The organism is Kitasatospora sp. NPDC051853 (assembly GCF_044452665.1).
Classification (GTDB): domain Bacteria; phylum Actinomycetota; class Actinomycetes; order Streptomycetales; family Streptomycetaceae; genus Kitasatospora.
Map to the genome: position 1 here is coordinate 229,979 of NZ_JBITBY010000013.1, position 18,963 is coordinate 248,941.

An 18,963-nucleotide genomic window follows, 5' to 3' on the forward strand; every position below is an offset into this window, starting at 1 on the left:
TTGCGAGAAGGAATCTAGGGCCTGGTCGGCAGGTTTAGACAGTGTTATTCCGGAAATCAGCCATCGGCATTTCCGATACCGGACCGGAGCAGCGTTCCTGGGAATTCCCCGGGACCTGACATACGTATACGATAAGCCTTGATGTGTCTTCGGCAAGACCTCTAGCGTCCCTGCCGTCGGAAATTCCTCCGGCCGACTCCCCCGCACGTTGATCCCCCTGGAGTTACAGACGTGAACATCACGCGTACTCGCCGTGGCCGTCGCACTGTGGTCGCCGCCGCTCTGATCGCCGGTCTCCTCGGCGCCGGTGGCGTCGCCTCCGCCAGCCCGGGCACCAAGATCACGGCGCAGACCACCGCCGAGGGCCGCTTCGTGAAGCCCCAGAACGTCAAGGTCAAGAACGTCACCCGGGTCGTCGAGCAGACCCTCACCATCCAGCCCGGTGGCTCCACCGGCTGGCACGTGCACCCGGGCATCGTCTTCCTGACCGTGGCCAAGGGCACCATCACCCGCCGCAGCGCCGACTGCAAGGTCGAGACCTTCCCGGCCGGCAGCTCGTTCATCAAGCAGGGCGACCTCCCGCTGGACGGCGTCAACCTGGGCACCGAGCCGATCGAGCTCCACCTGACCTACCTCCTGCCCGAGGGCGCCCCGCTCCGCTACGAGCGTTCCGCGCCGACCTGGTGCAAGTTCTGATCCCTGGTGCACCGTCCGCCCGGACGGCACACCTGAGGTGACGGGCTGCTCGGTGCGGTCACCCAGCCGCACCGAGCAGCACCTCCTGGAGCTCCCGCCGGTACCCCGCCAGCCTGCCCACCCGGTTGACGGTCAGTGCGCCGACCAGCGCGCCCGCCCGGTGGTACGAGACCTCCAACCGCCGCCCCGGCAGGTCGTGTTCGACCACCCGGGCCTCGTCGGCGAAGGCCGGCAGGCCGACCGAGCGGACCTTGACCCCGTGCAGGTCCGACCAGAACGACGGCACCCCCGTGAAGGGCTCCGGCTCCCCCGGACGCAGCAGGGTGTGCGCGGCGGCGGCCGCCTGCTCCACCGCGTTGGTCCAGTGCCCGAGCGCCACCCGCGCGCCACCGGCCAGCGGGTGCGGCCAACGCACCACGTCGCCCGCCGCGACCACGCCGGGCAGCACCGAACCGTCGGCGCGCAGCACCCGCAGGGCGGCGTCGCAGCCGACCTCGCCGTCCAGTGCCAGGCCCGAACCCTCCAGCCACCCGGTGTTCGGCACCGCGCCGAGCGCCAACACCGCCGCGTCCAGCGGGAGTTCGGTACCGTCGGAGAGCACCGCCCCGGTCAGCCCGGGGTCGCCGCGGAAGGCCGTGACGGTGACGCCGGTGCGCAGCTCGATCCCCGACGCGCGGTGCAGCTCGGCCAGGTAGCCGCCCGCCTCGGCGCCGACCGCCCGGGCCAGCGGCTGCTCGGCGGCCTCCACCAGGGTGACCTCCAGCCCGCGGGAGCGGGCGGTGGCCGCGATCTCACCGCCGAGGAAGCCCGCCCCGACCACCAACAACCGCCGCCCGGGCCTGAGTTCGGCCCGCAGCGCAAGGGCGTCGTCCCGGCCGCGCAGGGTGTGCACCCCGGCCGGCACCGGGCCGTGCCAGCCCCGGGCCGACGAGCCGGTGGCGATCACCAGGCCGTCCCAGCCCAGCTCCTGACCGTCCGCCAGCTTCACGGTGCGGCCGTCCGGGTCCAGCGCCACGGCCGGGGTGCCGAGCAGCCACTCGGCGCCGAGCCCCGCCGGGACGGGCAGGTCGGTGGAGCCGGCCGGGTCCTCCGACGCCAACTGCTGCTTGGAGAGCGGCGGCCGGTCGTACGGCGGGTGCGGCTCGGCGCCGACCAGGGTCAGCTCACCGCCGAAGCCGCCGGCCCGCAGCGCCTCGGCGGCCCGCAGCCCGGCCAGCGAGGCGCCGACCACGACCACCCGGCGCGGCTCCCCGCCCGCCGCGCCCGTTCCGGCTCCGCCTGCGGCCCCGCTCATGGGGCCGCTCATGGGGCCGGGGTGACGGTGATGGCGCGGACCGGGCAGACGGCGGCGGCCTTCTCCACCGCGTCGCGCAACCCGTCCGAGGGCTGGGCCTCGAAGACCAGGTAGTCGTCCTCGTCGAAGGAGAACACCTCGGGCGCGGCGTAGACGCACTGCCCGTGGCTCTCGCACAGGTTCAGGTCGACGGTGATCCGCATGTCCGTACTCCTCGGGCAGTCAGCTGACGGGGGCGACAGGGGGGTTGAAGCGGGAGGCCTCGGGGGCGCTCCAGCGCAGCGGCGCCGCGTCGGAGACCTCCCGGACGGCGGTGACCTCGAACTCCACCAGGCGCTGCGCGCCGGGGACCTCGGCGATCGGCTCGGCGTCCCAGACGGTGCGGGCGGTGCCGGTGAGGTGGAGCGAGGAGCCGGACTCCCAGCCGGGGACGACGATCCCGGCGGCCGGGTTGAGCTCCAGGTTGCCCAGGGTCAGGAACATCGCGTTCCCGACGTAATCCGGCCAGCGCAGCCGGGTGGGCGAGAGCACCCGGAGGAAGCCGGGGTTGCCGCCGCGGTGCGAGGCGTCGGCGTCCCCGCGGTCCGAGGCGGTGGCCACGAAGAAGGTGTCGGCCCCGCGGATCCACCGCTGCTGGGCCTCGGTCAGCTCCGCCGAGTCGACCGCGCGGGGCGCCCGGCCACTGCCCTCCTCGCCGGGGAGCAGCGGGCGGTGGTCGCGCTTCTGGATGTACTTGGGGCAGTTGGCGATGACCTGGTCGAGGTCGACCCGCAGGCCGTCGCCGTCCGGGACGGAGCGGCCGTTGATCCGCATCCGTCGCCGGGTGGCGGGCTCGATGGCGATCATGCCGATCCGGGCGGGCCCCGCCAGCACCTCGGCCAGCGGGTCCTGCGGCCCCGGACGGGCGGCGACGCTCAGCGTCCGCTCGTCCGGGGCCCGGAGGAACCCGGGGGCGCCGCTCAGCTGGGTGGCCCAGACCCGGCCGTCCCGGTCGGTGCCGCCGATGACGACCATCGGCTGGGCGGCCAGGAACTCCGCGGCCACGGGCGGGATGACCGTGCCGATCCCGCCGAGGGAGAACCCGGCCTGCCGGCTGAGCTCGGCCCGGTCCTGAACGGCGAGTTCCCCACGGTGGTAGGCGGTCGTCACGGTCCCTGTCCTCTCTCGGAGTCGGCGGCTTAGAAGAAGCCGCAGGTCGGGGCGCCGGCGGTGGGGGCCTGGTGGGCCTCGGCGCCGGACGGGCTGTAGATCTCCAGGCGGATGCCGTCGGGGTCGGTGAAGAAGATGCCGCCGGAGGAGGCCCCCTCGCCGTGCGGGACGACGCCGTCGTAGGCGAACTCCGCCCCCAGGTCGCGCAGCACGGCCTCGGCGTCCTTCACCTCGTCGACCGTCTCCACCTGGAAGGACAGGTGGTGCAGGCCGGCCGAGGCGGTCGGGAAGGCGGCGGCGCTCTGCTGCCAGAGGGTGACCTGCAGCTTGCCGTCGCGGCCCAGGAAGGCGAACCGGCGGTCCGTCTCCCCGCCCTCGCCGAGCACCTCGAAGTCGAAGACCTTCCCGTAGAAGTCCATCGAGCGGTCCAGGTCGGTGACGTTCAGACCCACGTGGCCGGTCTGCAGCGACTTGAAGTTACCCATCGTCATCACGTGCCTTCACAGAGGTGGTTCGGATACGTTCCCGAACCGTTGAAAGCGACTTTAGTGGTTAGATTCGAGGGCCGCAAACCGGCTAACTTCCGTTTACCGGTTAGTATTGCTAGTCTGTCGCTTTTCACTGCCCGCACCGCACACGCGAGGAGGAGCCCGATGCCCCTGCCGACCGCGGCCGACCCGCGCCCCCTGGCCGGCGAACCGCTCTCGATCGACCTGCTGAACACCCGCTGGACCACCCAGGCCGGGCCGCAGGACCTGCTCGACGGCACCGGGGGCCTGGCCCGCTGGCTCGACTCCCCGACGGTCCGTCAGGCCTTCGGCGCCACCGCGCCCGAGGCCTCCCCCGAGACCCTGGAACGGCTGCGGCAGGCCCGCGAGGCGATCGCGGCGGCCGTACGCTCCCCCGGGGACCCGGCCGCCCTCGCCGGGCTGAACGAGGTCCTCGCCCACGGCCGGACCCGCCACCTGCTCACCGCCGACGGCCCCGCCACCGCGGTGGAGACCGACGCGCCGGAGTGGCTGCCCGCCTGGACGGCGGCGGAGGACTACCTGCGCCTGCTCGGCGACCGGCCGGAGCGGATCCGCCCCTGCGCCAACCCCGGCTGCGTGCTGCACTTCTACGACGTCTCGAAGAACGGCACCCGCCGCTGGTGCTCGATGTCCGGCTGCGGGAACCGCGCCAAGGCCTCCCGGCACTACGCCCGGCACGGCAGCGGCTCCTGAGCGTCCCGGTGGGTCGGGGGTCATGCCGGAAACGCTAGGGAGGCCCGCTCCGGGCCTGCCAATCCTGCGCCGATACTCCGTCAGATCGCCTCACCCGCACGGGTGAGGGCATACGGCGGGCCGCCGTACCGCCCGCGCTGCGGGTGGTCCGGCGGCCCATGAGGCGTACCGAGGGGTGGCCCTGGTGGTGTCGGTGGTGGTCGGGTACGGGGCTCAGGCGGAGAGCGGCTCGGGCTCGCCGCGCGGGTGACTATGGTCGTGGTGCTCGTACTCGCGGAACTGCTCGGTGGCCCCGTACGGCTCCAGGTAGGGCCGCCATCTCGGGTCCTTGATGCCGGTGCCGATGATCCGCCAGGCCAGACCGGTGGGCGGGGCCGGCGGACGCCTCATCCGCCAGCCGAGCTCGGTCAGGTGACGGTCGGCCTTGGTGTGGTTGCAGCGGCGGCAGGCCGCCACCACGTTGTCCCACCGGTGCTGGCCGCCCCGGCTGCGCGGGATGACGTGGTCGACGCTGGTGGCGGCGGCCCCGCAGTAGACGCAGCGACCGTGGTCGCGGGCGAACAGGGCCCGGCGGGTGAGCGGGACCGGGCCGCAGAAGGGGACCCGGACGAAGCGGGTCAGACGGACGACGGACGGCGCCGGAACGGCGCTGGTGGCGCTGTGCAGAGTGATCCCGGAGTCCTCCAGGCAGACCGCCTTGTGATTGAGGACCAGGATGAGAGCGCGTCGCATCGAGACCACACCCAGCGGTTCGTACGACGCGTTGAGGACCAGGACATGTGGCACGGAGGCCTCCTTGGACGCCTGCGGCGCGTGGCTCGCGCCGGGACGAGCGGTCGACCGCGCGCGGGTGGCCGCCGCGATCTCCACAAGTGTCGCCTCACGCCGTCGTGGGGCGCCACCACTCCTGCGAAACGGATCCGCTGTGGATTCCGTCATACCCGGTATGCCCACCCACCCCCCGCATCCCACCCCACGACCAGCCCCTCGGCGTAAGAGTGGTCACCCCGGGGGCGCGGGGAACTGCGCGAGGCGGAAGGAACGCGCCCGTGTGCCGGGTGCGGACGCTCACGTGCAAGTGATTCTCCGCACCCGGCACACGGGCTTCCTTCTTCCGCAGCGCGCAGTTCCCCGCGCCCCCGGCCTCACCTCCTTCCGCGCAGGTGGTACCTGCGGGCCGGGCTAGGCTGGCGTTTCGCCCAGCCGTAGCACCGAGTAAGGAAGGACTCCGCCCGTGACCGTTTCCGGCACGCTCGGCCTCCTCGCCGACGCCTCCCCCTCCCCCGGCCCGACCGCCGACCCGCTCACGAACCTGCCGACCTCGCCGGCCGAGGCGGCGGAGGCCACCAAGCAGGCCACCGAGTGGGTCGGCCGCAGCTGGCAGGGCTGGTTGGAGGGCGGCCTGCGGATCGTGCTGATCGTGCTGCTGGCCCTGGTCCTCCGTGCGGTGCTGCAGAAGATCATCACCAAGTTCATAGCGCGGATGGTGCGCCCCACCGAGAGCGAGGCCGAGCTCGGCCGGTTCAGCGGGCTGCTGGCCAACAGCGGGGTGGTCAACACCGAGCGGCGCCAGCAGCGCTCGGAGGCGATCGGCTCGGTGCTGCGCAGCGTGACCTCGTTCACCATCCTGGGGACCGCCGCGCTGATGGTGCTCTCCGCGCTCGGGGTGAACCTGGCGCCGCTGCTGGCCAGTGCCGGTGTGGCCGGTGTGGCCATCGGTTTCGGCGCGCGGAACCTGGTGACCGACTTCCTGTCCGGGGTCTTCATGATCCTGGAGGACCAGTACGGCGTCGGCGACGAGATCGACACCGGCGTGGCCACCGGGACCGTGCTGGAGGTGGGCCTGCGGGTGACCAAGCTGCGCGGGGCCAACGGCGAGATCTGGTACATCCGCAACGGCGAGGTGAAGCGGATCGCCAACATGAGCCAGGGCTGGGCCACCGCCACGGTGGACGTCCAGGTCGGCTACAAGGAGGACCTGGCGAAGGTCGAGGAGCTGATCAAGGACACGGCGGAGCGGCTCTCCAAGGAGACCCCGTTCGACGAACTGATCTGGGGTCAGGTCAAGGTGCTGGGGCTGGAGTCGGTGGCCTTCGACTCGGTGGTGCTCCGGGTCGAGGCCCGCACCTCGCCGGGCGACGCGCTGCTGGTCTCCCGCACCCTGCGCCACCGTCTGAAGACGGCGCTGGACGGGGCCGGGGTGAAGGTCAAGGAGGAGACCGTGACGGCCGCCGCCGCGGCCGCGGCAGCCGCCGCCAAGTCGGCCGAGACCACCGCGGCCACCACCGCCGCCGCGGCCGGCACCGCCCCCTCCGCGCTGGCCGACCCGACCTCCCCGGCCTCGCTGGCGACCAAGCCGATCCCCGCCCAGGGCACGGACTAGCAGGGCCCGACCAGGACCCCGCCACCCTCCCGGGAGGCGGGGTCCTGGCGTGCGTCGGGTAACGCTTCGGCAACCTGCGGGCGACGCCCCGTTGACACCCCCTGGCCCGGGCGAATAGCTTCCTCCCAGGGATTGGAAACTTTCCTAACAGTCCAACGGGAGGCCCCGATCCGCACGGCCGGGGCCAGAGCAGGGAGGATTCTGGCTGTGACCGACAACACCCGCACCCCCCTGGCCGGCACCCCGAGCCTGCTGCGCGCGATCAACGACCGTGCGGCACTGGAACTGCTGCTGGCCCACGGCCCGCTCTCCCGGACCCAGATCGGCACCCTGACCGGCCTGTCCAAGCCCACCGCCTCGCAGTTGCTCGGCCGGCTGGAGAACGCCGGCCTGGTGATGCCGGTCGGCACCACGGCCGGCGGCCCGGGGCCGAACGCGCAGCTGTACCAGGTGAACCCGGCCGCCGGGTACGTGGCCGGGCTGGACGTGACGACCACGCACGTGCGCGCCGCCGTGGCCGACATCACCGGCTCCACGCTGGCCGAGCGGGTCACCCCGACCAAGGGCTGGCCGGCCGCCGAGGCGGTGGCCCGCACCGCCGGGGTGCTGGCCGAGACCGTCCGGGAGGCCGGGCTGCCGCCGGGCCGCCTGCTGGAGACGGTGGTCGGCGTGCCCGGGGCGCTCGACCCGGGGAGCGGGCGGCTGCGGTACGCCTCGCACCTGCCCGGCTGGCACTCGCCCCGGCTGCTGGAGGAGCTGACCGAGGCGCTCGGCTCCCGCGTCACCGTGGAGAACGACGTCAACCTGGCCGCCATGGCCGAGCAGGCCTTCGGCGCCGCGCGGGGCAGCGAGGACTTCGTGCTGCTCTGGGCCGAGGAGGGCCTGGGCGCGGCGATCGTGATCGCCGGTCGGCTGCACCGGGGCTTCACCGGCGGTGCCGGCGAGATCGGCTACATGCCGGTGCCGGGCTCGCCGGTGGTGCACCACCCGCGGAAGAACACCGGCGGCTTCCAGGACCTGGCCGGCGCCGACGCGGTGATCGCGCTGGCCCGCGAGCACGGCCTGGAGGTGACCGCCGCCGACTCCACCGTCGAGGCCCTCGCCGAGGCGGCCGTGGAGGCGGCACTGCGGACCGCGGGCGCCGGCGACGACTTCCTCGACACCCTGGCCGCCCGGCTGGCGGTCGGCCTGGCCGCGGTGGTCGCGGTGGTCGACCCCGAGCTGGTGGTGCTGGCCGGGCGCACCGTGGCGGCCGGCGGCGACCGGCTCTGCGAACTGGTCCAGGCCGAGCTGGGCCGGACCTCCGTCCCCCGCCCCGAGGTGCGCTCCAGCACCGTCCCGGGCTCCCCCGTCCTCCAGGGCGCACTGCAACGCGCGCTCGCCACCGCCCGGGAGACGGTCTTCACCACGCACTGACCGCCTCCCCCCGCACGCCCCTGCACCGCCCGCTCCACCGTCACCTCGCCACCGCCCGCCCACAGGGCGGTCCGGCCTGCCCGGATTCCCCCAGGAGGACCTTCGATGCGCTCCCCCCGCAGACCGTCCCGCGTACTCGCCGCCGTCACCGGCAGCGCCGTCCTGGCCCTGCTCGCCACCGCCTGCACCGGCACCGACTCCGGTGGCGGCCAGGACGACTCGGCCTCCGGCAAGGACGTCACCATCACCTTCTGGCACGGCTGGAGCCAGGAGAGCGAGACCAAGGCGATCGACGAGAACCTCGCCGCCTTCCAGAAGGCCCACCCGAACATCAAGGTCAAGGTCGTCCCGCGGATCGAGGACGACAAGGTCGAGCAGGCGCTGCGGGCCGGCGGCCCGGACGCGCCGGACGTGGTCTCCTCCTTCACCACCGACAACGTCGGGAAGTTCTGCTCCTCCAAGGCCTGGGTGGACCTCAACCCGCTGCTGAAGAAGGACGGCATCGACCCGGCCAAGACCTTCCCGGCCGCGATGCTCAAGTACAGCCAGTTCGAGGGCAACCAGTGCTCGCTGCCGCTGCTCGGCGACGCCTACGGCCTGTACTGGAACAAGACCGCCTTCGCGGCCGCCGGGATCTCCGGGCCGCCGAAGACCTTCAGCGAGTTCGAGGCCGCCGCCGTCAAGCTGACCCAGGCCGAGGGCGACTCGTTCAAGCAGCTCGGCTTCATGCCGAACTACCACGGCTACGAGACCGCGCTGCCGCACTACCTGAGCCAGTACGGCGTGGAGTACTTCGACGCCCAGGGCAAGTCCACCGTGCACACCGACCCGAAGGTGGCCCAGGCGCTGACCTGGCAGAAGGGCATGGTGGAGAAGCTCGGCGGCTTCGAGAAGCTGGAGAAGTACCGCACCGGCTTCGGCGACGAGTTCAGCTCCAAGAACCCCTTCCACACCGGCCAGGTGGCGATGGCGCTGGACGGCGAGTGGCGGACCGCCGCGCTGGCCGAGGAGAAGCTGCCCTTCGAGTGGGCCACCGCGCCGTTCCCGGTGCCGGACGACCAGGCCGCCAGCTACGGCAAGGGCTACCAGACCGGCACCATCATCGGCATCGCGCGGACCAGCCAGAAGCAGGCCGCCGCTTGGGAGTTGGTGAAGTACCTGACCACCGACACCGAGGCCGTGGTGAACTTCGCCAACGCGATCCACAACGTGCCGAGCACCTTCGCCGCGCTGGACTCGCCGAAGCTGACCTCGGACGCCAACTTCAAGACCTTCCTGGACATCGCCAAGAACCCGGCCTCCAACGGCGCCCCCGCCTCCGTCAACGGCGGTGCCTTCCAGGTCAGCCTGCAGAACTTCTCCTTCGAGGTGGAGGCCGGCCGGGCCACCGACCTCAAGGCCGGGCTCGCCGCCACGGCCAAGGAGATCGACGCGGCCGTCGCCCAGGCCAAGTGACATGGCACTTCCCGTCACCCCCCTCCCGGCGGCGCTGCGTCGCAAGCGCCGCCGGGAGGGCCTGCGCACCCTGGCCTTCCTGAGCCCCTGGCTGATCGGCTTCGGCGTCTTCTTCGCCTACCCGCTGGTGTCCACCGCCTACTTCTCGCTGATGAAGTACAACGGCTTCGGCGCCCCGAGCTTCCGCGGGCTGCAGAACTGGACCTACGTCCTCCAGCACTACCCCTCGTTCTGGCAGGGGATCGGCAACACCCTCTGGCTGGTGATCGTCATGGTCACCCTCCGGGTGGCCTTCGGCCTCGGCATCGGCCTGCTGATCACCCGGGTGAAGACCGGCGCGGGCCTGTTCCGCACCCTGTTCTACCTGCCGTACCTGGCCCCGCCGGTGGCCGCCACGATGGCGTTCGCCTTCATGCTCAATCCCGGCACCGGCCCGGTGAACGAACTGCTCGGCGACCTCGGCCTGCCGCAGCCCGGCTGGTTCACCGACCCGGAGTGGTCCAAGCCCGCGCTCACCATGCTGGCCATGTGGGGCATCGGCGACCTGATGGTGATCTTCATGGCCGCCCTGCTGGACGTGCCCAGGGAGCAGTACGAGGCGGCCGAGCTGGACGGCGCCGGCCCCTGGCAGAAGTTCCGCTTCGTCACCTTCCCGAACATCACCCCGATCGTGCTGTTCGCGGTGGTCACCGGGGTCATCCAGACCATGCAGTACTACACCCAGGCGATCGTGGCCGGGAAGGTCGCCAGCGGCGTGATCGGCGGCTCCGGCCAGCAGTTCGAGCCCGGCTACCCGAACGGCTCCACCTGGACGCTGCCGCAGATGGTCTACAACCTCGGCTTCCAGCAGGGCGACTACGGCTCCGCCTGCGTGGTCGCCCTGGTGCTGTTCGCCCTCTCGATGGCGTTCACCGCCGTACTGATGCGCCGGAAGTCCGGGCTGCTCGGAAGTGAGGACTGATGGCCGCGACCGTCTCCGTACCGCTGACCCGCAGGAGCGCCGAGCTCCGGGTGGCCCGCCGCCGGGCCGCGCTGCACTGGGTGGCCGTCCACACCACGGCGATCGCCGCCGGGCTGTTCTTCGTGCTGCCCTTCGTCTTCGTGCTGCTCACCTCGCTGATGACGGACCACCAGGCACTCACCTCGGACCTCTGGCCGCACGAGTGGGTCTGGAGCAACTACGCCGAGGTGTTCCGCACCCCCGGCTTCCTCACCTGGTGGCGCAACACCCTGCTGTACGCCGGGCTGGGCACCCTGCTGACGATCCTGTCCAGCGTGCCGGTCGCCTACGCGCTGGCCCGGTTCCGCTTCCGCGGCCGGCGCCTGGCCCTGCTCGCGGTGATCTCGATGATGATGCTGCCGCCGCAGGTGGTGATCATCCCGATGTACCTGTTCTGGGCCAAGCAGCTGCACCTGGGCGGGACGCTCTGGCCGGTGATCGTCCCGATGGCCTTCGGTGACGCGTTCTCGATCTTCCTGCTGCGGCAGTTCCTGCTGACCATCCCCAAGGAGTACGTGGAGGCCGCCCGGATCGACGGCTGCGGCGAACTGCGCACCCTGCTGCGGGTGGTGCTGCCGATGGCCAAGCCGGCCATCGCCGCGGTCGCGCTGTTCCAGTTCTTCTACTGCTGGAACGACTACTTCGGCCCGCAGATCTACGCCAGCGAGAACCCGGACGCCTGGACCCTCAGCTACGGCCTGGCCTCCTTCAAGGCGGCCCACCACACCAACTGGAACCTCACCATGGCCGCCACCCTGCTGGTGATGGCCCCGGTGATCGTCCTCTTCTTCTTCGCACAGAAAGCCTTCATCGAAGGCGTGACACTGACAGGGGTCAAGGGCTGATGTCCGCACTCAAGTTGGCGATCGTCGGTGGCGGTTCCACCTACACGCCCGAACTCATCGACGGGTTCGCCCGGCTCCGCGACACCCTGCCGATCGGCGAGTTGGTGCTCGTCGACCCGGCCGCCGACCGGCTGGAGCTGATCGGCGGGCTGGCCCGCCGGATCTTCGCCAAGCAGGGCCACGACGCGGTGGTCACCACCTCCACCGACGTGGCCGCGGGCGTCCAGGGCGCGGACGCGGTGCTGCTCCAGCTCCGGGTCGGCGGCCAGGCCGCGCGCAACCAGGACGAGACCTGGCCGCTGGAGTGCGGCTGCGTCGGCCAGGAGACCACCGGCGCGGGCGGGCTGGCCAAGGCGCTGCGCACCGTCCCGGTGGTGCTGGACATCGCCGAGCAGGTCCGCCGGGCCAACCCCGACGCCTGGATCGTGGACTTCACCAACCCGGTCGGCATCGTCACCCGGGCCCTCCAGCAGGCCGGCCACAAGGCCGTCGGCCTGTGCAACGTGGCGATCGGCTTCCAGCGCAAGTTCGCCGCCCACCTCGGGGTGGCCCCCGAACTGGTCCGCCTCGACCACGTCGGCCTCAACCACCTCACCTGGGAGCGCGGCGTCACCCTGCTCGACTCCCCCGACGCGGCCACCGGCCGCGAGGTGCTGCCCGAGCTGCTGGCCGGCTTCGGCAAGGAGATCTCCGAGGACCTGCACCTGCCGCTGCCGGTGATCCAGCGGCTCGGCGTGGTGCCCTCCTACTACCTGCGCTACTTCTACCAGCACGACCAGGTGGTCGAGGAGCTGAAGGTCCAGGGCTCCCGGGCCGCGGCCGTCTCCGCGATCGAGGCCGAGCTGCTGGAGATGTACGCCGACCCGACCCTGGACACCAAGCCCGAACTGCTGAGCAAGCGCGGCGGGGCGTTCTACTCCGAGGCGGCCGTCCAGCTGATCGCCTCGCTGCTGGGCACCGACGGCCGCACCACGGTCCAGGTGGTCAACACCCGCAACGACGGCGTGCTGCCCTTCCTCCCCGACGACGCCGTGATCGAGGTCCCGGCCGAGGTGGACGCGGCGGGCGTCCGGCCGCTCCCGCAGCGGCCGGTCGAACCGCTGTACGCGGGCCTGATCGCCGGGGTCACCGCGTACGAGCAGCTGGCCCTGGACGCCGCGCTGCGCGGCGGCCGGGACCGGGTCTTCGACGCGCTGCTGGCCCACCCGCTGGTCGGCCAGATCGAGCTGGCGGACCAGCTGACGGACCGTCTGATCGCCCACAACCGGGCCCACCTGACATGGGCGTGAACGTTCCGGTGGGCGTGAGCATCCCGAGGCAGGCCGGGCCGGGGCAGTCGGTCCGGAACGCCCACAGCAGTGAGGATCCGATGGAGCAGCAGGCACAGCTCGCGGGCGTCCTGGCGGTCGACGCCGGGAACAGCAAGACCGACGTGGCCCTGGTCGGCGCCGACGGCACCGTGCTCGGCCGGGCCCGGGGCGGCGGCTTCCAGCCCCAGAGCATCGGCGCCGAGGCCGCCATCGAGGGCCTGGCCCCGCTGGTCGCCTCGGTGGCCGAGCAGGCCGGTCTCGACCCCACCACCGGGGTGCTGACCAGCCACGTCAGCGCCTGCCTCGCCAACGCCGACCTGCCGGTCGAGGAGGAGGCCCTGCTCACCGCCCTCTCCGCCCGCACCTGGGGGCTGACCAACCACGTCGCCAACGACACCTTCGGCCTGCTCCGGGCCGGCACCGACGGCCCGCTCGGGGTCGCGGTGGTCTGCGGCGCCGGCATCAACTGCGTCGGCCTGCTGCCGGACGGGCGCACCGCGCGGTTCCCCGCGCTCGGCAAGCTCACCGGCGACTGGGGCGGCGGCGGCGGCCTCTCCCAGGAGGCCCTCTGGCACGCCGTCCGGGCCGAGGACGGCCGGGGCCGGCCGACCGCCCTCGCCCCCGCCATCGCCGCCCACTTCGGGCTGCCGACCGCCGGGGACGTCGCCGAGGCCATCCACCTCGGCGACCTGGACCACGGGCGGCTGCACGAGCTGGTCCCGGTGCTGTTCGCCGTCGCCGGCCAGGACGACCCGGTCGCCCTCGAACTGATCGACCGTCAGGCCGACGAGATCGTCCGCCTCGCGGCGGTCGCCCTGCGCCGGCTCGACCTGCTCGCCCAGGCCGCCCCCGTGGTCCTCGGCGGCGGCGTCCTCGCCGCCCGCCACCCGCTCCTCCTCGACAACGTCATCGCCCGCCTCGCCGCCACCGCCCCCCTCGCCGAACCCCGCGTCGTCGTCGCCCCGCCCGTCCTCGGCGCCGCCCTCCTCGGCCTCGACCACCTCGCCGCCGGCGCCACGGCCCAACAACGCCTCCGCGGCGCCTTCCCCACCCCCACCCTGGCCGCCTGAGGTCGGGGGCCACACCCGCGCAAGTGGTCACCCCAGGGGCGCGGGGAACTGCGCGAAGCGGGAGAAGGAGGCCCGTGTGCCGGGTACGGACGTTCACGTGCAAGTGGTTGTCCGTACCCGGCAGACGGGTCAGCGCCTTCCGCCGCGCGCAGTTCCCCGCGCCCCCGGCCTCACCATCCGGCGTGCCCCCGGCATCGCGTTCTGCCGTGCCCCGGGCTCACTCCCTGAAGGTCCGCCGGTAGTCCCGCGGGGCGACCCCGACGCGGCGGGTGAAGGCCGGCCGGAGCGAGACCGCCGAGCCGAAGCCGCAGCGGACGGCGATCTGCTCGACCGTCAGGTCCGTCTCCTCCAGGAGGCGCTGGGCCGCCAGTACCCGCTGCTCCGACAGCCACCGCAGCGGCGGCACCCCCACCGCCTCCGCGAACCGCCGCGCGAACGACCGCTCGGACATCACCGCCATCCGCGCCAACTCCCCCACCGTCCACGGCCGCTCCAGCGCACCGAGCACGGCCGCCCGCACCCCCGCCAACGGATCCTCCCCCGCCACCGGCACCGGCGAGGGGATGAACTGCGCCTGCCCTCCCGCGCGGAACGGCGCCGTCACCATCCCCCGGGCGATCGCGGCCGCCGCCCCCTGCCCGTGCGCGGCCCGGACCAGGTGGAGGCAGAGGTCGATCCCGGCCGCCACGCCCGCCGAGGTCCAGATCAGGCCGTCGCCGGTGAAGAGCACCTCCGGATCGACCGTCACCGCCGGGTGCCGACGCGCCAGTTCGCCGGCCAGGTGCCAGTGGGTGGTGGCCCGCCGCCCGTCCAGCAGGCCCGCCTCGGCGAGCAGGAAGGCCCCGGCGCAGAGCGAGGCGAGCGGGACCCCGGCCCGGTGGGCGGCGCGCAGCGCGTCCAGGACGGGGCCGGGGGTGGCCGCGTACGGGTCCTCGACGCCGGGGACCACCACCAGGTCGCAGCCGGCCAGCGCGTCCAGCCCGAAGTCGGGGCGTCGCTCCAGCCCGCCGCCCAGCCGCGCGGGCCGTCCGTCCGGGCCGCCCCCGTCCGGCCCGCAGACCCGGAGCTCGAACTCCGGCAGTCCGGGGCGGCTGCCGCCCCGCGACGCCCAGATCTCGTTCACCACCGCGTAGTCGAAGGCCCGTACACCGTCCAGGACCAGGCAGCCCACCGTTCGCATGGCAGGAATCTATCGACCACCGGCGGTCCGCTCCCTCACCGCCCTCGGGCGGCCGGCCGGAGGATGGAGCCATGACGAACACCAGCGCCTTCGACGCCCCGCTCGCCCTCGCCCCCGACGCCGTGCTGATCGTGATCGACGTCCAACAGGGTTTCGAGGACGAGGAGTTCTGGGGCCCCCGGGACAACCCGGACGCCGAGCGGCGGATCGCCGAGCTGCTCGACGCCTGGCAGCGCACCGGCCGCCCGGTGGTGACGGTCCAGCACGGCTCGCCGCGCGGCCCGCTGGCCATGGACTCCCCCGGCTACGCCTTCAAGCCCTTCGTGGCCGCCGTCTCCCCCGAGCTGCACGTCACCAAGACCGTGAACAGCGCCTTCTACGGCACTCCCGACCTGCACGAGTGGCTCCAGCGGCGCGGCGCCACCCAACTGGTGGTGGTCGGGATCATGACCAACGTCTGCAACGAGACCACTGCACGGATGGGCGGCAACCTCGGCTACGACGTCGTCTTCCCGACCGACGCCATGCACACCTTCGCGATGACCGGCCCGGACGGCGTGAGCGTCCCGGCCGAGGTGATGGCCCGGAGCACGGCGGCGGTGCTGCACGCGATGCGGTTCGCCAAGGTGGTCCGCACCGAGGAGGTGCTGAAGGCGGCCTGACGCGTCGTCAGTGGCGGCCTCGGCCCAGGTGGTCGCGGACCCAGGCCGCCAGCAGTTGGGCGCAGCCGTCCACCGACTCGCGCCAGGTGCGGTCGGCGCCCGCGCCCGCCTCGTCGCTGACGTGCTTGACCAGCCGCACCGGCACTCCGGCCCGCCGGGCGGCGGTGGCCACCGCGTAGCCCTCCATGTCGACCAGGTCGGCCCGGGCGGCCAGCCGGTCGCGGGCACCGGCGTCGGAGACGAAGAGGTCTCCGGTGGCCAGCACCGGGCCGCCGTCCGCGCCGTCGAGGGTGAGGTCGGCCCCGTAGGTGCGGCCGGTGAGGGAGTGCAGGACGGGGGTGTCCAGATCGTGCTGGACCACCCGGGAGACCAGGTGGGTGCCCTCCAGGCCGGGGCGCAGGGCTCCGGCGGTGCCCAGGTTGACGATCTCGGAGGGCCGCTCGCCCCGGGCCAGCACGGTGGCCAGCGCCACCGAGGCGTTGACCTTGCCGATGCCGGTGAGCAGGACGGGGAGCTCGCCGCCGAGGTGGGCGGCCTCCTCCTCGACCGCGATCACGAGCAGCGGGCGGTCCGGGGCGATGGTTCCGATCAGGCGCATGGCCCCCATCGTAGGGCCGTGCCACGCCCACCCCCCATGGCCTTGATCGCCAGGAACCGCATAGGGTGCGTCCGGCGTCGCCCGTACAGCGGGGGCCGTCGAAGCTCAAGAGCGGCGCAACTCGCGTGTGGCGGCCGGACCCGGCGGCCATACTGCTCGCGGGGGGACGGTCCCGAGGCGGGACGGTCCCGGGGGGAGGTTGGGGCAGGTGGCGACACCGGTGGTGCACGGCGGGCGTCCGCCGATACCGAGATCACCCGGCGGCGAGGTCACGCCCGGGGGCGGGGCCTCCGGCGGCGAGGTCGCGGGCGGCGGGGCCTCCGGCGGCCTGGCGCGGCTGCTGGACCCGGAGCGGCTCAGACGGCTGACCGGCACCGCGCCGGGGCGGCTGAGGGCCGCAATGACGGTGCTGACCGTCCTGGTGCTGTTCTTCGGCGCGCTGACGGCCTGGCAGGTGAGCGTCCGGGCCCGGGCCGCGGGGCAGGTGGTGACGCACGGTCAGCCGCTGAGCCAGGACGCCGCCGAGGTGTACCGCTCGCTGGCCGACGCCGACACCACGGCCGCCGCCGTCTTCCTGCTCGCCTCCGACGCCCCGCCGGAGCTGCGCGCCCGGTACGAGAAGGACCTGGCCACCGCCGCCGAGCTGCTCACCCGGGCCGCCGCCCGCACCGGCACCGGCGCCGGCAGCGGGGACCCGACCCAGCAGTGGGTCGCCGAGCTGAACCGGCAACTGCCGGTCTACGCGGGCCTGGTGGAGACCGCCCGGGCCAACGACCGCCAGGGCCTCCCGCTGGGCGGGGCCTACCTGCGGTACGCCTCGAAGCAGATGCAGACCGAGCTGCTGCCGGTCGCCCAGAAGCTGGTGGAGGCGGAGAACCGGCGGCTCGACGACGGCTACGACGACGCCCGGGCGATCCCGTGGGCCGGGGCGGTGGTCGGCCTGCTGGTGCTGGCCGCGCTGGTCTGGTGCCAGGTGCAGCTGCTGCGCCGGACCAACCGGGTCTTCAACCCCGGCCTGCTGGCCGCCACGGCGGCGGTGCTGGCCGCGCTGGTCTGGCTCACCGGCGGCACCACCCTGGCCCAGGCCCACCTGAGCGAGAGCCAGGGGTCGGGCGCGGCACCGCTGCGGGTGCTGAACCAGGCCCGGATCGAAGCGCTCCAGGCCCGCGCGGCGGAGAACCTGGACCTGGTCTCCCGGGGCGGTTCGGACGGCTACGACAAGGACTGGGCCCGCTACACCGCCGCCCTGGCCGGATCGCCCACGGGTGACGGCAAGTCCCGGACGGCCGGTCAGGGCACCCTGTCCCGGGCCCTCGCGGACGCCCCGCGCGAGGCATCGGCCACGATCCAGGAGGCCGTGCGCCAGTTCGGGCTCTGGGACGACCTGCACCGCAAGTCCGAGAGCGGCGACGACTACGGCACCTCGCTGCGGATCGTGGTCGGTGGCGGCGGCGGGGGCGGGGCGGAGAGCTCCGCGGCCGTCTTCGCCGAGCTGGACCGGAAGTTGGGGAGCGCCGCGGCCGCCGAGCAGACCGCCTTCGACCGCGCGGCCCGCGGAGTGGACGGCGATCTGGCCGCGCTGGCCTGGGGCCTCGGCGTGCTGACGCTGCTGGCAGCGGCGGGGGTCGTGGTGGGCCTGGGCCGCCGCCTGGCGGAGTACCGGTAAAGGGGGAGTTGACGGTGCGTACGGAACGAACGGTTCGTGGATCCGCCCTCGCGGCCGGCGCGGGCGGCATCGCGGTGGCACTGGCCGCCGCCGGTCTGACGGTCGGCCTGCGGGCGGCCCCGGCGGGGCCGGTGGCTCCGGACGCGGTGCCCGCGGCGGCCGCCGCGGCACTCGCCGCGCCCGCTGCTCCGGCCGCTCCGGCTGCTCCCGTGACCGGGGACTGCGCGGAGAGGACGGTGGCGCCCAGCTCCTCGCTGACGGGCCGGAAGGTCCAGGAGATCAGGAGCCGCGGCACCCTGCTCGTCGGCGTGGACCAGAACAGCTTCAACTGGGGCTACCGGAACCCGCAGACCGGCCGGATCGAGGGCTTCGACATCGACCTGGCCAGGGCCGTCGCCAAGGCGGTGCTGGGCGATCCGGAGAAGATCACCTACCGGACGGTGCAGACCCCGAAGCGGATCGAGGCGATCCGCAGCGGTCAGGTGGACCTGATCGTCCGCACCATGACCATCAACTGCGAGCGCTGGAACGACATCGCCTTCTCCGCGCCCTACTTCGCCAACGGCCAGCGGCTGGTGGTGCCGAAGGCGGTGCAGGTGAGGACGGTGGCCGAGGGCCTGAAGGGCAAGCGCGCCTGCGCGGCCCAGCAGTCCTCCTCCGACACCGAGTTGAAGAAGCCCCAGTACGGCACCGCCTCGGTGACCCTGGTGGAGAACCAGCTGGACTGCCTGGTGCTGATGCAGCTCGGGAAGGTCGACGCCACCCTGACGGACGGTTCGCTGGCCGCCGCCCAGGTGGCCCAGGACCCGACCGCCAGAATGGTCGAGGAGAACCTCGGCTCGACCCGGATGGGGATCGGCATGAAGCAGGAGGACACCGACCTGGTGGCGCTGGTCAACCAGGTGCTGGTGGACTACCGGGCGAACGGCGGCTGGCAGGCCTCCTACGACCACTGGCTGGCGGCGAGCATGGGTGCCTCCTCGGCGCCCTACCTGCCGTAGCCTCGCCGACCCCGG

At 73.2% G+C, this 18,963-nt stretch carries 19 protein-coding genes; 12 read left to right on the plus strand and 7 right to left on the minus strand.

Annotated features, from left to right (window positions below; translation table 11 throughout):
• Positions 1–267 precede the first annotated feature (267 nt).
• Complete coding sequence (locus ACIA8O_RS32605) at positions 268–696, plus strand: cupin domain-containing protein (protein ID WP_396297611.1); 429 nt, start codon at positions 268–270, stop codon at positions 694–696.
• Between the two features lie 58 nt (positions 697–754).
• Here the strand turns inward: ACIA8O_RS32605 and ACIA8O_RS32610 are convergent, their stop codons facing one another.
• From ACIA8O_RS32610 to ACIA8O_RS32625, 4 genes are read right to left on the minus strand one after another with little or no spacing between them, the layout of a single operon-like run.
• Positions 755–1,990, minus strand: a complete 1,236-nt coding sequence (locus ACIA8O_RS32610; RefSeq protein ID WP_396297612.1) for an NAD(P)/FAD-dependent oxidoreductase — start codon at positions 1,988–1,990, stop codon at positions 755–757.
• A gap of 8 nt (positions 1,991–1,998) precedes the next feature.
• Entirely contained in the window at positions 1,999–2,193 is a 195-nt protein-coding gene (locus ACIA8O_RS32615; protein ID WP_396297613.1) for a ferredoxin, read from the minus strand.
• A gap of 19 nt (positions 2,194–2,212) precedes the next feature.
• Positions 2,213–3,139 carry a pyridoxamine 5'-phosphate oxidase family protein gene (locus ACIA8O_RS32620; protein WP_396297614.1) on the minus strand — a complete coding sequence of 309 codons (927 nt, stop codon included), beginning with the start codon at positions 3,137–3,139 and terminating at the stop codon, positions 2,213–2,215.
• 29 nt (positions 3,140–3,168) lie between these two features.
• On the minus strand, positions 3,169–3,624 hold the full coding sequence (locus tag ACIA8O_RS32625) for a VOC family protein (protein ID WP_396297673.1): 456 nt from the start codon (positions 3,622–3,624) through the stop codon (positions 3,169–3,171).
• Between the two features lie 168 nt (positions 3,625–3,792).
• Here ACIA8O_RS32625 and ACIA8O_RS32630 point away from each other — a divergent pair, with 168 nt between their 5' ends.
• Positions 3,793–4,362 carry a CGNR zinc finger domain-containing protein gene (locus ACIA8O_RS32630; protein ID WP_396297615.1) on the plus strand — a complete coding sequence of 190 codons (570 nt, stop codon included), beginning with the start codon at positions 3,793–3,795 and terminating at the stop codon, positions 4,360–4,362.
• 213 nt (positions 4,363–4,575) lie between these two features.
• Here ACIA8O_RS32630 and ACIA8O_RS32635 read toward each other — a convergent pair whose 3' ends face one another.
• Entirely contained in the window at positions 4,576–5,148 is a 573-nt protein-coding gene (locus ACIA8O_RS32635; protein ID WP_396297616.1) for an HNH endonuclease, read from the minus strand.
• Between the two features lie 448 nt (positions 5,149–5,596).
• Here ACIA8O_RS32635 and ACIA8O_RS32640 point away from each other — a divergent pair, with 448 nt between their 5' ends.
• The 7 genes from ACIA8O_RS32640 to ACIA8O_RS32670 all read left to right on the plus strand — a co-directional run bounded on the left by ACIA8O_RS32640 (position 5,597) and on the right by ACIA8O_RS32670 (position 13,841).
• Positions 5,597–6,745 carry a mechanosensitive ion channel family protein gene (locus ACIA8O_RS32640; protein WP_396297617.1) on the plus strand — a complete coding sequence of 383 codons (1,149 nt, stop codon included), beginning with the start codon at positions 5,597–5,599 and terminating at the stop codon, positions 6,743–6,745.
• A 201-nt stretch (positions 6,746–6,946) separates the two neighbouring features.
• The gene (locus tag ACIA8O_RS32645) at positions 6,947–8,161 is read left to right on the plus strand and encodes an ROK family transcriptional regulator (RefSeq protein WP_396297674.1); all 1,215 of its coding nucleotides are present in this window, start codon (positions 6,947–6,949) and stop codon (positions 8,159–8,161) included.
• Positions 8,162–8,266: 105 nt separating this feature from the next.
• Positions 8,267–9,616, plus strand: coding sequence for an ABC transporter substrate-binding protein (locus tag ACIA8O_RS32650; protein WP_396297618.1), 1,350 nt, complete (start codon positions 8,267–8,269; stop codon positions 9,614–9,616).
• Position 9,617: 1 nt separating this feature from the next.
• Positions 9,618–10,577: a carbohydrate ABC transporter permease gene (locus ACIA8O_RS32655; RefSeq protein WP_396297619.1), complete on the plus strand. Its 960-nt coding sequence runs from the start codon at positions 9,618–9,620 to the stop codon at positions 10,575–10,577.
• Positions 10,577–11,461, plus strand: coding sequence for a carbohydrate ABC transporter permease (locus ACIA8O_RS32660; RefSeq protein WP_396297620.1), 885 nt, complete (start codon positions 10,577–10,579; stop codon positions 11,459–11,461). Before ACIA8O_RS32655 ends, ACIA8O_RS32660 begins: the two co-directional genes overlap by 1 nt.
• Positions 11,461–12,750 carry a 6-phospho-beta-glucosidase gene (locus ACIA8O_RS32665; RefSeq protein WP_396297621.1) on the plus strand — a complete coding sequence of 430 codons (1,290 nt, stop codon included), beginning with the start codon at positions 11,461–11,463 and terminating at the stop codon, positions 12,748–12,750. Before ACIA8O_RS32660 ends, ACIA8O_RS32665 begins: the two co-directional genes overlap by 1 nt.
• A gap of 80 nt (positions 12,751–12,830) precedes the next feature.
• Complete coding sequence (locus ACIA8O_RS32670; RefSeq protein ID WP_396297622.1) at positions 12,831–13,841, plus strand: N-acetylglucosamine kinase; 1,011 nt, start codon at positions 12,831–12,833, stop codon at positions 13,839–13,841.
• A 217-nt stretch (positions 13,842–14,058) separates the two neighbouring features.
• Here ACIA8O_RS32670 and ACIA8O_RS32675 read toward each other — a convergent pair whose 3' ends face one another.
• Positions 14,059–15,021: a GlxA family transcriptional regulator gene (locus ACIA8O_RS32675; RefSeq protein WP_396297623.1), complete on the minus strand. Its 963-nt coding sequence runs from the start codon at positions 15,019–15,021 to the stop codon at positions 14,059–14,061.
• Positions 15,022–15,092: 71 nt separating this feature from the next.
• On the opposite strand from ACIA8O_RS32675, the gene ACIA8O_RS32680 reads away from it, so the two are divergent.
• Positions 15,093–15,683 carry a cysteine hydrolase family protein gene (locus tag ACIA8O_RS32680; protein ID WP_396297624.1) on the plus strand — a complete coding sequence of 197 codons (591 nt, stop codon included), beginning with the start codon at positions 15,093–15,095 and terminating at the stop codon, positions 15,681–15,683.
• Between the two features lie 7 nt (positions 15,684–15,690).
• Here ACIA8O_RS32680 and ACIA8O_RS32685 read toward each other — a convergent pair whose 3' ends face one another.
• Positions 15,691–16,281, minus strand: a complete 591-nt coding sequence (locus tag ACIA8O_RS32685; protein ID WP_396297625.1) for a nucleosidase — start codon at positions 16,279–16,281, stop codon at positions 15,691–15,693.
• 208 nt (positions 16,282–16,489) lie between these two features.
• Between ACIA8O_RS32685 and ACIA8O_RS32690 the strand changes: the two genes are divergently transcribed.
• Entirely contained in the window at positions 16,490–17,947 is a 1,458-nt protein-coding gene (locus ACIA8O_RS32690; protein ID WP_396297626.1) for a hypothetical protein, read from the plus strand.
• 14 nt (positions 17,948–17,961) lie between these two features.
• Positions 17,962–18,948 (plus strand): glutamate ABC transporter substrate-binding protein, encoded by a 987-nt coding sequence (locus tag ACIA8O_RS32695; protein ID WP_396297627.1) that lies wholly within the window; start codon positions 17,962–17,964, stop codon positions 18,946–18,948.
• The last annotated feature ends 15 nt before the right edge of the window (positions 18,949–18,963 follow it).